Annotated in this window: 9 protein-coding genes and 3 pseudogenes; 8 read left to right on the plus strand and 4 right to left on the minus strand. The window is 36.8% G+C overall.

All coding sequences use genetic code 11. From position 1 onward, the window contains the following. Positions 1 to 55: 55 nt before the first annotated feature. Positions 56 to 262, plus strand: a pseudogene (locus F7731_RS26845) (tRNA-dihydrouridine synthase); the annotation flags it as partial. 402 nt (positions 263 to 664) lie between these two features. Here the strand turns inward: F7731_RS26845 and F7731_RS11525 are convergent. Further along, positions 665 to 1,003: an SPW repeat protein gene (locus tag F7731_RS11525; RefSeq protein ID WP_212031177.1), complete on the minus strand. Its 339-nt coding sequence runs from the start codon at positions 1,001 to 1,003 to the stop codon at positions 665 to 667. 154 nt (positions 1,004 to 1,157) lie between these two features. Between F7731_RS11525 and F7731_RS11530 the strand changes: the two genes are divergently transcribed. From F7731_RS11530 to F7731_RS26720, 4 genes and pseudogenes are all read left to right on the plus strand, one after another. After that, entirely contained in the window at positions 1,158 to 1,577 is a 420-nt protein-coding gene (locus F7731_RS11530) for a MarR family winged helix-turn-helix transcriptional regulator (RefSeq protein WP_151534933.1), read from the plus strand. 26 nt (positions 1,578 to 1,603) lie between these two features. Further along, positions 1,604 to 3,229 (plus strand): MDR family MFS transporter, encoded by a 1,626-nt coding sequence (locus F7731_RS11535; protein WP_151534934.1) that lies wholly within the window; start codon positions 1,604 to 1,606, stop codon positions 3,227 to 3,229. 241 nt (positions 3,230 to 3,470) lie between these two features. Next, entirely contained in the window at positions 3,471 to 4,436 is a 966-nt protein-coding gene (locus F7731_RS11540; protein ID WP_151534935.1) for a tRNA dihydrouridine synthase, read from the plus strand. 821 nt (positions 4,437 to 5,257) lie between these two features. Next, positions 5,258 to 5,845, plus strand: a pseudogene (locus F7731_RS26720) (DUF899 domain-containing protein); the annotation flags it as partial. 121 nt (positions 5,846 to 5,966) lie between these two features. Here the strand turns inward: F7731_RS26720 and F7731_RS11550 are convergent. Together F7731_RS11550 and F7731_RS11555 are read right to left on the minus strand one after the other, a co-directional pair. After that, positions 5,967 to 6,218 (minus strand): SRPBCC family protein, encoded by a 252-nt coding sequence (locus tag F7731_RS11550; RefSeq protein WP_151534936.1) that lies wholly within the window; start codon positions 6,216 to 6,218, stop codon positions 5,967 to 5,969. Positions 6,219 to 6,942: 724 nt separating this feature from the next. Next, on the minus strand, positions 6,943 to 7,671 hold the full coding sequence (locus tag F7731_RS11555) for a YheC/YheD family protein (protein WP_170289690.1): 729 nt from the start codon (positions 7,669 to 7,671) through the stop codon (positions 6,943 to 6,945). 370 nt (positions 7,672 to 8,041) lie between these two features. Here F7731_RS11555 and F7731_RS11560 point away from each other — a divergent pair, with 370 nt between their 5' ends. Beyond that, positions 8,042 to 8,341, plus strand: a complete 300-nt coding sequence (locus F7731_RS11560; protein WP_151534938.1) for a hypothetical protein — start codon at positions 8,042 to 8,044, stop codon at positions 8,339 to 8,341. A gap of 312 nt (positions 8,342 to 8,653) precedes the next feature. Here F7731_RS11560 and F7731_RS11565 read toward each other — a convergent pair whose 3' ends face one another. Then, complete coding sequence (locus tag F7731_RS11565) at positions 8,654 to 9,832, minus strand: MFS transporter (RefSeq protein WP_151534939.1); 1,179 nt, start codon at positions 9,830 to 9,832, stop codon at positions 8,654 to 8,656. Positions 9,833 to 9,909: 77 nt separating this feature from the next. Here F7731_RS11565 and yeiL point away from each other — a divergent pair, with 77 nt between their 5' ends. Together yeiL and F7731_RS11575 are read left to right on the plus strand one after the other, a co-directional pair. After that, positions 9,910 to 10,581 carry a transcriptional regulator YeiL gene (gene yeiL / locus F7731_RS11570; RefSeq protein ID WP_151534940.1) on the plus strand — a complete coding sequence of 224 codons (672 nt, stop codon included), beginning with the start codon at positions 9,910 to 9,912 and terminating at the stop codon, positions 10,579 to 10,581. A gap of 356 nt (positions 10,582 to 10,937) precedes the next feature. Then, a pseudogene (locus tag F7731_RS11575) lies at positions 10,938 to 11,662 on the plus strand (isocitrate lyase/PEP mutase family protein). Positions 11,663 to 11,670: the final 8 nt, after the last annotated feature.

Genomic DNA, 11,670 nt, shown 5'->3' on the forward strand with positions numbered 1-11,670 from the left:
ACGTTAGCCCAAAGATAATAAGAATGACAAGGGACTGACACATTTTTCATTAGTAAAGTACCATGATCATTTAAGACTGCTGCTTGATTTTCAAGATCAATATGCGGAAGCACTGCCACGTTCAATCACAGGGCTTCATCGCTTTTTCAAAATTCATGTCAAAGGATTCCGTGGAGCTGGTGAATTAAGAAATCAATTGATGGACACGAAATTAACAGATGAAGTGCGTGCATTGCTTGATAACTTTGGAAAAGAATGTTGATGGGACGGGGACAGTGAAATGATGTAACTCTCAAAAAGTTAGAGAAAAGATGAATCACATCAACTCATGTGTACTTATTTTATTCATTTTTAAGTTCCTTTGCAGCAGGCAATTTTTGTTTTGAGAAAGTCTGCTTTCTGAAAGAAAGAATGTAATAAACGCACCAGCATCCTTGTGTTTCCACATACACTCTACGCACGTTGAGGCGGTTGCGAAGCTTGTATTAAGGTAAATATTAATTAAGCGTGCCTGTTAGCTCTGATCATTGTCATATACAATTGAAAAAATTCTAGGAGTGACAGGCGCTTTTTTTTAAAAAATATACCACCTAGGAAAAAGGGACAGTACCTTAATTTATCAAAGGTACTGTCCCTTTTATCGGCAAACATCGTACTTTAAGTGTTAATTATTAATTTCTGTTGAATTTGATGTAGACCCCATGTTCCATAAACTAAATACAGCTGTGATGATACCGAGGATTACACTTGACCAAACCACTCCATCTGATAATGAATAAATGAATGGGAAAATAATAAACCAAATTCCAGTTAAAAGGACAATCCAGTTTTGCCACGACCTCCAACCAAATTTATCATAACCGCACAATGCACAAATAACCTGAATAGCACCAAAAATTAGACTTAACCACAAGGCGCCTGATTGATCAGAAAAATCCATAACCCAAGGTGCAATAAAAAACCAAATACCAATTAAAGCATTTAACAAACTTCTTATTTTCATCATTACACCTCCCTTAAAATTAAGAAATCATTAGATTTCTTTGTTGTATTATATGATTGATATTAAAAGAAATTGACATTTTTAATTAAACAATTTAATATTTAAATTGTTTAATGATAATCTTATTAAAATATTAATACTAGGAGGAAAATGGGTGGATTTACTGGTAAATCGAATTCAAATTGCCCTTGAATTGCTTAAGCGCAATTTGGATTCCGATTTTCAAAATACGATTGAAACACCGATTACTAAGCCACAAATGTTTTTAATGTATGGCATTTATAAAAGAGGGAAATGTAAGCTTTCGGCTCTTGCGGAAATAATGGAAGTCAAACCAAGTGCCATTACAGTCATGATTGATCGATTGGAGAGAGAGGGCTATGTAAAAAGGTCCCATGATATTGTTGATCGTAGGGCAGTATTTGTTGAATTGACTCCCTTAGGGAAAGAAGTGTTGGAAAAGGTTCTACATGCGAGAAATAAAATATTAAAGTCTTATTTAGCCCGCCTTGAACAAGAGGAAATTCATTTGTTTACTGAGCTGTTGGAAAAAATGGTGATACCAGAAAGATAAAAATAAATGCTAAGGAAGTGTAGACCTTGGGAGAGCTGACACAAAAGAAAAAAGTGACCATTATGATGGCGATTATGATGGCGATGTTTTTCTCAGCAATTAATCAAACCATCGTCAGTACAGCTATGCCTCGTATTATTGCGATTCTTGGTGGAATGGATCATTACACGTGGGTTATTACTATCTATATGTTAACGTCCACGATTGCAACAGTTCTTGTCGGAAAATTATCAGATATTTATGGTCGGAAACCGTTTATTCTTGCTGGGATTGTTTTTTTCATGATTGGTGCATTTTTAAGCGGATTTTCTAAAGATATTTATCAAATGATCACTTATCGTGGTATTCAGGGACTAGGAGCAGGTGTTATTATGGCTTCCGCCTTTACAGCAGTTGGGGACCTATTCTCGCCCCGTGAACGTGGGAAATGGATGGGCATCATGATGGCTGTTTTCAGCTTCTCTAGCGTTATTGGACCACTGCTCGGCGGATGGTTGGTGGACCATATGGATTGGAAATGGCTGTTTTGGATTTTCCTTCCGTTAGGGATTGTCGCATTTGGGATGATCCTTATGTTTTTCCCGAAAGTTGAACGCAAGGAATCGGAGAAAATCGACTTTCTTGGGTCTCTCTTTCTTAGTTTAACGATTATTGCGATGCTTCTTGGCTTTTCATGGGCAGGTACGAAATATGATTGGGGATCCGTTGAAATCCTTGGTCTATTTTCAGCGGCGATTGTTTTCCTCGGAATCTTTATCCTGGTAGAGAGTAAAGCAAAGAGCCCTGTCCTCCCGTTATCATTGTTTCGCAACGATATTGTCACAATATCGAACAGCGTTGGGTTTATTATGAATGCGGGCATGATGGGGGCTCTCATTTATCTTCCGTTTTTCGTACAGGGAGTAGAAGGGATTTCACCAACTTATTCCGGCTATGTCACGATGCCGATGTCGATTGCCATGCTTGCAGTCAGTGCAATCACCGGAAATCTCATTACAAAAACTGGGAAATATAAACGCTTTGCGATTATCGGGATGCCGATTATGATTCTTGGGATGGTCATCATGGCGTTTATGAATAGTGTATGGATGGCGGTAGTTGCGATGATCGTTTTTGGACTTGGGCTTGGTACAGGAATGCCAGTATTTTCGATCACGGTCCAAAACGCTGTTAGTCCTGCCCAACTCGGTGTAGCAACGGCCTCCTCTCAATTGTTTCGGAATATGGGTGGGACGATTGGAATTGCCGTGATGGGTACGATCATGCAATCTAGCTTGGTAAAAAATATGAAAAATTTATCATCTGGTGGAGGATCTGACCTCACGAAGCTTGATCCGAAGACAGCGGAGCAATTGTCTGTGTTCAACAGTCCGGAAATGCTGCTCGATCATCCGAAGCTAGAACAAATGACACAAACACTTCCGCCTGACATTCAGACGGTTGTAACGCAAATGATTGATACACTCCGTGATGCATTAAGCGCATCCTTGACAACTGTTTTTCTGGCTGGGGCGGCCTTGCTTGTTGTTGCTTTACTGCTAACCCTTTTTCTAAGGGAAATTCCGCTTCGTACATCGAACGAAGTGCCACAAGAAGAAGCGAGTTCCGGCAATTTGAGCAAAGCGAGTCCTGGGGAACAACTTAAACACTAAATGGTAAAACTTGGGGCGATACGGACGATTTATTGTCCGATATCGTCCATGTTTAATTTGGAAGAAATTAGGGAGACTAATTTTTATTTGTTAATATTAAAGTGTATAATGATCAAAATTCACTATAGTTTGATAAAAAGTACTTAAGCATGGTATAAGTGTAAAATAAGCAGGGACATCTTTGCTTTTTATTTTGGGGACAAGGGTTTGACCTGGTGTCCCATAGTGAGAGGGATTGAATATGATAGATAATTTTTGGCGTGATTTACCGCGTCCATTTTTTATACTAGCACCAATGGAAGAAGTGACGGATGTTGTTTTTCGCCATGTAGTGAGTAAAGCAGCTAGACCTGATGTGTTTTTTACCGAGTTTACAAACACGGAGAGTTATTGTCACCCAGAAGGGATCCAAAGTGTGCGTGGGCGTTTGACTTTTACAGAAGATGAACAACCAATTGTGGCCCATATATGGGGGGATAAGCCCGAAAATTTTCGGCAAATGAGTATTGGTATGGCGGAACTAGGGTTTAAGGGTGTGGATATCAATATGGGCTGTCCTGTACCTAATGTGGCATCCAGAGGAAAGGGAAGTGGCCTTATCCTCCGTCCAGAAGTCGCTGCAGAAATCATACAAGCAGCCAAAGCAGGAGGATTGCCTGTAAGTGTGAAGACAAGGCTTGGCTACACGGATGTAAACGAGTGGCACGATTGGCTAACACATATTTTGAAACAAGACATCACTAATCTTTCTATTCATTTGCGTACAAGAAAGGAAATGAGCGAAGTAGATGCTCATTGGGAGCTGATTCCTGAGATCAAGAAACTTCGTGACGCGATCGCACCAGATACACTTTTGACGATCAATGGGGATATTCCTGACCGTCAAACGGGCTTGAAGCTAGTTGAACAATATGGTGTTGATGGGGTGATGATCGGGCGTGGTATATTTAAAAATCCATTTGCCTTTGAAAAAGAGCCGAAAGATCATGACAGTAAGGAATTGCTTGATCTCCTAAGATTGCATCTTAATCTCTATGATCAATATTCCAAAGAATTAGAGACACGTCCATTCACAGCTCTGCATCGCTTTTTTAAGATCTATGTCAAAGGATTTCGAGGAGCAGGTGAATTAAGAAATCAATTGATGAGCACAAAGTCAACAGATGAAGTGCGTGCAATGCTCAATAACTTTGGAAAAGAATGTTGATGGACGGGGACAGTAAAATGATGTAACTCTCAAAAAGTAAGAGAAAAAATGAATCCCATCAACTAATGAGTACTTATTTTATTCAGTTTCAAGTTCCTTTATAGCCGGCAACCTTTGTTATTGTTTGATTCGTGGCCTTTGCGTTCTTACCTTCAAAAAGGGTGGTTTATAAAAAAAGTATATTTTACTTACTTTTGATTATAGTTTGATCAAGTCTGTTTTCTGAAAGAAAAAGGTCTTAAGAATGTAATTAACCCACCAACACCTTGTGTTGCCACATGTACTCTGCACATTGTGAGGCGGATGCGAGGATAGTTTTAAAAGAAGACAAGGAAGCCTAATTAGGCTTCTTTTCTTTTGGTTCTTCTAACTTGCTTATTGTTCAAATTTTAAAGGGTAGTTTAGTACTTGTAGAGGTGAACCGTATCATAAGTAAATGAGGTTTTTTGAAATATTTGGATATTACATCAAAATGGTACTTGAATTTGTATCACGTTTTGTTTCAAAATTTGTACTAAAAAAGCAAATAGCTCAGCCTTATACTGTACTATTTGTCTGTTCAAGTTTCTTTTTTTTACTAACGCTTTACTTTATGTACATCTTTTCACAACATTATAAAACCCCATGCTTCTGTTGAGTGATAAAAGAGAAGAAACGAATACCAGGTTCTATAATGGATAGAATAAGTGGGAAAAAACGAGATAATGAGGTGTTGCTATGGAACATAAAGTTCTGCCAAGGAATGAATGGATTGAAGCGAGAAAGAACTTCTAAAGAAAGAAAAGGAATTTACGAAGTTACGGGATGAACTCACACAACAGAGACGAGATTTGCCGTGGGAAGCTATCAGTAAGTCTTACACATTTGACGGTCCCAATGGCAAGATGTCACTAGCAGACTTATTTGATGGAAGAAGTCAGCTGATTGTGTATCATTTCATGTTCAATCCTAGTTGGGATCAAGGCTGCAAACATTGTTCTTTTTGAGCGGATCACTACAGTGGGATGATTCCGCACTTAAATCACCGTGATGTCTCTTTTGTTTGTATTTCTCTTGCACCCTTAGAAAAGTTGGAAGCATTCAAAAAACGAATGGGTTGGACATTTCCTTGGTATTCATCAGGGTATATGGATTTTAATTATGATTTTAAAGCATCTTTTACCGAAGAAGAAGTAGAGAAGGAACAAGCATTTTACAATTATACACTACAAAATCCGATGAGTACTGATAGGGAGGGCGCAAGCGTATTTTTCAAAGATGAAGTAGGAAATATATTTCATACATACTCGACTTACGCTCGTGGCATTGACATGATGAATATCACATACCAGTTTCTCGATTTGGTGCCGAAAGGTCGACAGGACGATCGTGGACTACGGCATCATGATCAATATGTTCCAAAAATATAAAACCAGGCGGGGAGTACCTCGCTTTTTCGTGGTTTTATATAATTTTGTCAAACTGCCACTTAGTTGAATAAGAAAAAGGTTGAACAGCCTTACCTGGTTGAATTTAAGCAGATAAACCTATCTAAGCCTTTTCTAGAATTTCTTTTATTTTTTTTAGATCTTTATTGTTTGCTTTTTTCATCATCGAGGTCATAAAAGGTGTTAAAACCTTTGAGAATCCAGTCGGATTTCCTATTGTTAATGGCTTTGGAGTTAGCCATTCTACTGATTTAATATTAACATACCATTTAGGAGCATTATCTGGATTAGTTGCATATTCCGCGACACTTTCACAAGGGGAATTTATAATTATTTCAGTGAAAACATCTACCATATTTTTTAACTACCTTTATGTTTAATGTATTTGATATAAGTAACAATTCCCTATAGTATCCATTTTCTTCTTTTACTATTCTGCCCAGTTCGTATATAAGGTTAGCCAGAATGCTAAATATTTCTGGTTGACCTTATTTTATATGGTCTTATTATAACAGTAGCCAGGGTAGAACGTCTCAGAGACAGCCCTAGTATTTCACTAAACTGCCACTTTACTACCATAACTTAACCTTTATTAACACGAATATTTCTTCAATTATATTAATGGTGTTTTCTTTATAAGATTTATTCAAATTATCATAAAAATGATATACTAATTACAAGAAACTTGGAGGTGCTAGAGGTGAGATAGGAACAAGTACGTGAACAATATCCAGAGCAATGGGTCGTTGTTGAGGCTATTTCCGCCTACTCAAAAAATTCAATACGTTATTTTGATGAATTATCAGTCATTTCTTACTTCCCCGATTCAACTCAGGTATGGAAAGAATATAAAAAATTGCATTTAGCTGAGCCCACACGTGAATACTACATTTTTCATACTGACCACAAAACAATTGAAGTTAAAGAACAAAAATTTATTGGAGTTAGGAGACGACTTCAATGAAGATTGAAATGTGTGAAGGGTTACCTCTAGTCTCCGTTTTTTATTTTTATGTTAAATAGCACCCTATCGATTTGAGTAAGACGAAAAAACAAAATTAAAAAATTACAAGACTATTTTAATGCCTTTTAAATCTTTTTATTTTTCTTAAAGTCTTTTTATCACCCAGCAGACGAAATATGGCAAGACTAGGTGCATAGTTGGCTTCGAAAATCCAAATTTCCCCACTTTTATCAATCCCGATATCTAATCCAAAAATTCGATGTCCTGGGTAAATGCTCGATAACCTCGCGGCTGTAAGTTGGGTTATTGCTTCAATTCTTTTTATTAATTCATTTGGATTAATATTTTCTATATTTGAATTATCCAATGCGTCTTGAACAATCATTACTTTTTGAGCAATATTTGTAATAAAATACCCCTCACATGCTACTTTTGCTGCCTTCCCGGTTACCACCCATGATGCAACTTTTTTCTTTCTTTGAACCATTATTCTTAGATCAAAAGGAAAATCATTAATTTTTGCTAGATCAATAGCTTGTTGTACTATGTTTTTTCGACTAATTAAATTACTATTTACAGCTTTATAAGTTTCCATTCTTCCATGAATAATAGTTTTGAGCATATTCGAACGGAACTCATACAGGCCTGTATCGATCGTTTTTATTTTCAGTAACCCGTTTCCGAAACGCCCCATATTAGGTTTAACAATAACCTGCTGATGTCGATCCATAAGCCTCCAAAAGTTATCTTCAGTCAACAGCATTGTTTCTGGTAAAAACTCTTTTAATTGATCATCCAGAATTAGAGTCTTATGATTTGTCCACTTTCCGTAAGAGACATTCACCAAAGCTCACTCTCGTTTCCGTTGTTTTTTTATATGATATTCATTGTTCTTTCTCCCTCTTGTATTTGTGACTAAAAATAAATAATAAAAGGTGGTGTAAGAAAATGGAGAAATTCCTTTTTGCCCCGTGATGGCATTAGGTTAATACTTTCAAAGTTTGATAAGGGTAATGTTATTTCCTCGTCATAACAGTTTTTCTACGTGGCTATGATAATGCAATTTTAAATCAGATTGGTGATTAAGCCGTTTCAGCTTGTACATCTCTGAATATCTTAATACGGAAGTGCGATTCAAATGAAAAAGTAAGAAACAAAAAAAGAGATAGTTTATTGGGTATTGTATTTCAAAAATTTAAGGAGGTGAAAAATTAATGGGTGTAAAAAATTTCCAAATCTCTCTGTCTGCTACTCAAGTAGACTGTCAACCATTTACGCTTCATGGTGTATTTACGGAGAACGGCGTTGGAGTTCCAGGAGTTACAATCATGCTCACTATAACAGCTCCGGCAACGGTTTCTCCAGCTTTAGTTACAACAGGTGCAGGTGGTACGTTTAGCGCTACAGTATCTGGTACTCCACCTGGACAACCTGTCACCATTACTGCTACCTCAGTTGCTGTGGATGGAATTCCCTCCGTATCCACGAGTCATACTTTTACTTGCTCACTATAACTACTAAAAGAGATGTAAACAGCCTCTTTTGCGCTGGCCGCTGAGAAAGTTCTTTCTCAGCGGTTATTTTTTACTATTTAGTCCACTAGTGTTGCATAAATGGTGCCATGATTTTTAGTTTAATCAACTTCCTTGTTTAGAAAATGAGAAGAACCTCATTTAGATCTACTACGGGGAACCGTATCATAAGTAAATGAGGTATTTTTGATTGAAAAGAATGTTTATATAAAGAGTGATAACAATAACCTTTAAGAAATTGGCAGCAACCTAAAGCAGGATGCTGCTATATATTTTATATCGCTTTTAAAGAATTCAGCTTGTTCTTTCAAACAGTTCTCCCATTGGATCATCTAATTTTCGATAAACTAATGCAAGCAGCATTGAAGGAATGGTACAAATAATCATCCCGATAAAGGCGTATCTTGGCTCAATTTCATACAAGTAACCGCCGAAAATCGTGAATATCGCTGTGCTCCAGCTAAGTGCCAGTGCAGAATACATGCCTTGTGCATTCGGAATCTGTACATGTGGAATATTTTTGATTAAGTATTTCATAAAAGCATAATGCCCCATCGCAAATGAGAAGGCATGCAATGTTTGCGAGATACAGAAAACAATAATATTTGGAAAGGAAAATACTAGTATCCAACGCACGGTTGAACCCAATGCCGCAAGTGTTAGTAAGGAACCAACTGAAAATTGATGAAAGCGCCGATCTGCGATTAAAAAGAAAGTGATTTCTGCGATCACAGCAATATTAAGAATCACACCAATTAAATATTTGGGTGCATGGATTTCTTGTAAAAAAATATAGCCATAGCTGTAATAAGAAGCGTGTGCCGCTTGCAGTAAAATTACAATAACAAGCACCACACCAAAGTGTTTAATGCTAAATAATTGTAGCATACCGACTTCTTTTGTTATATTCGCTGATGGTTTTTTATTTAAAACATCAGGAGTGGGCATAAAATTAAGACACACGAATACAAACGTGCCGAGTAGCAAAGCCCATAAAATCACTTCATCTCCAAGTGCCCCTGTAAAGACAGTTAAAACCATGCCGGAAATAACAAAGCCAATGGATCCCCACGAGCGGCTTTTCCCGTAATGTCTCAATTGCTTACTTTGCGAAAGGACGCCAGCAGCGCTATCTAACGCAGGCATCAATGCTGGATAAAATAAATGCAAAAGTAATGTTGCCACCAGTAAGCCAGCAAAAGATTCCGCAGGGATATAACATAAAAGGGAAATCAGCGTGCCGATTGCCATCCCTTTTAGTAAGGTTCTACTACTAAATTTCCTTGATAAATAAGGAAATACTAATAATGTAGAAATGCCTCGTACAACCAGCCCTAAACTCATAATCAAACTAGCTTGTGGAACTGAAATTTCTTTTGTATAGATCATCCACCCTGTCCAAAAGGGTAGAAAAACACCCCATGTTATAAAAAAACTAAAAAACTGTCTGCTCATCCAGCGTTGTGAATTCATTTAATTCCCCCCATGTTTGCATAGTATCATGGGGATACGTACAATAATATGAGAAATCTCATATCAGGAGTAATATTATGGAAATTTATAAAGGCGAGAAAAGGCAGAGTTATTTGGAGAAGCATTCGATTGAGCATTTATTTTCTTTTACAATTGAAGAGTTTATAGAAGTACATAAATATAAACGCGATGAATGGATCATTCAAGAAGGTATGCGACCGGATTATTTATTTTATGTTATAGAAGGAAAAGCAAAAATTTATGTAACACATCAAAACGGAAAAGTATCCCTACTAAATTTTATTAAGGCGAACGATTATATTGGGGAAATGGAATTATTAAATCAGATTTACTATTCAAAAGGGATCCAAACCTCTACCGAGACCATTTGCTTTGCAATTCCTTTTCAACACTGCCGTACACAAATGCTGGAAGATGCGACATTTCTTCGTGAACTAACCAAATTTTTAAGTATAAAAGCAACACAAATGGCTGCAAAGTATTCACAAAGTCTCGCCTTCCCGCTAGAAAATCGGCTAGCAGATTTTATTTTGCAAACTGCTGATGAAGAGATATATAGGGAAAAACATGTAACGGTTTGTGATTTTCTAGGCGTATCCTATCGGCACTTATTGCATGTATTTGCACAATTTTGTGATAAAGGTTATTTGAAAAAGGAAGGACATCAGTATCGAATTCAGCAGCATGAGAAATTAAATGAGCTTTCAATGAAATTGAAGAATGAATAACTGATCTTTTACGGTTGTTTTTGCTCCTTCAATTCAAGATAAATAGACAAAAACCGCCGCTTAAAAAGGTGGGGTGAACCTTACCATAAGTAAATAAGGTTTCTTTAATAACACATGACCGACAGCGTATAAGAAAATTGGGTGTTTAAGTAAATTCATTATGATGAGAAATAGTGAACATGGACTTTAAAGTGAAGCACATATAGCTTCACTTTTTTGTTTTAAATCCAGACCATAAGAGCAAGAATGAGGACGAATTGGAGATCTGTTACTTGTTAAAATGTATCCAACAAACATAGGAGGAAAATAAAATGAACAAGATTCAGGAATTCAAAGGGTTGCATTCTTTATAGGGAATATTATTTCTAGGAAACGCCTGGGACTTACTTTCAGCCTTAACGCTTGAAAAAGCAGGATTCAAAGCAATTGGTACGACCAGTTGGGGTATCGCAAACTCACTAGGATTTTCAGATGGAGAATTGATTGATTTTGACAGACATTTAGGAATCATCAAAACTATAGAGAGAATGTGGAAATCCCTGTTTCGGCTGATATTGAGGCTGGATATAGCGAAGACACAAACAAGATTATTGATAATGTTTTAAGGACGGCAGATGTCGGGGTAGCAGGTATCAATATTGAGGATTCATTGAAAAAATCAAATGGATTAAGAGAGATTTCACAACACTGTAATCTTCTGGAGAAAATAAGAATAGCGTTAGAGCATAATGGTTATAAAGATTTTTATATTAACGCTAGAACAGATACTTATTTTCAAAGGCAAAACCCTTTCATGGAAACAATAGAACGAGCAGAGGCATATGTTGAGAGTGGCGCTAGTGGGATTTTTGTTCCCGGTTTGATCGAAGATGGTGAGATTAAAGAAATTACAATGAATATTAGTGCTCCACTAAATGTATCATCTTTACCTGGTCTAACAAATTGTAATAAGCTTAAAGAATTAGGAGTGAGACGTTTTAGTTTTGGAAATGCCCTATCTGATAAAATGATTGCTTTTTTAGAAAAGAATGCTAGCAAATTATTTGAGTGTAAGGATACTGCCCATTTATATGAGAACTAATGTAGAAA

The sequence above is a fragment of the Cytobacillus depressus genome (assembly GCF_008923245.1).
GTDB classification, from domain to species: domain Bacteria; phylum Bacillota; class Bacilli; order Bacillales; family Cytobacillaceae; genus Cytobacillus; species Cytobacillus depressus.

Excerpts from the sequence above, each read along its gene's own strand:
- F7731_RS11540 (WP_151534935.1), top strand. The coding sequence starts at position 3,471 with ATGATAGATAATTTTTGGCGTGATTTACCGCGTCCATTTTTTATACTA.
- F7731_RS11565 (WP_151534939.1), bottom strand. The coding sequence starts at position 9,832 with ATGAATTCACAACGCTGGATGAGCAGACAGTTTTTTAGTTTTTTTATA.
- yeiL (WP_151534940.1), top strand. The coding sequence starts at position 9,910 with ATGGAAATTTATAAAGGCGAGAAAAGGCAGAGTTATTTGGAGAAGCAT.
- F7731_RS11560 (WP_151534938.1), top strand. The coding sequence starts at position 8,042 with ATGGGTGTAAAAAATTTCCAAATCTCTCTGTCTGCTACTCAAGTAGAC.
- F7731_RS11550 (WP_151534936.1), bottom strand. The coding sequence starts at position 6,218 with ATGGTAGATGTTTTCACTGAAATAATTATAAATTCCCCTTGTGAAAGT.
- F7731_RS11525 (WP_212031177.1), bottom strand. The coding sequence starts at position 1,003 with ATGAAAATAAGAAGTTTGTTAAATGCTTTAATTGGTATTTGGTTTTTT.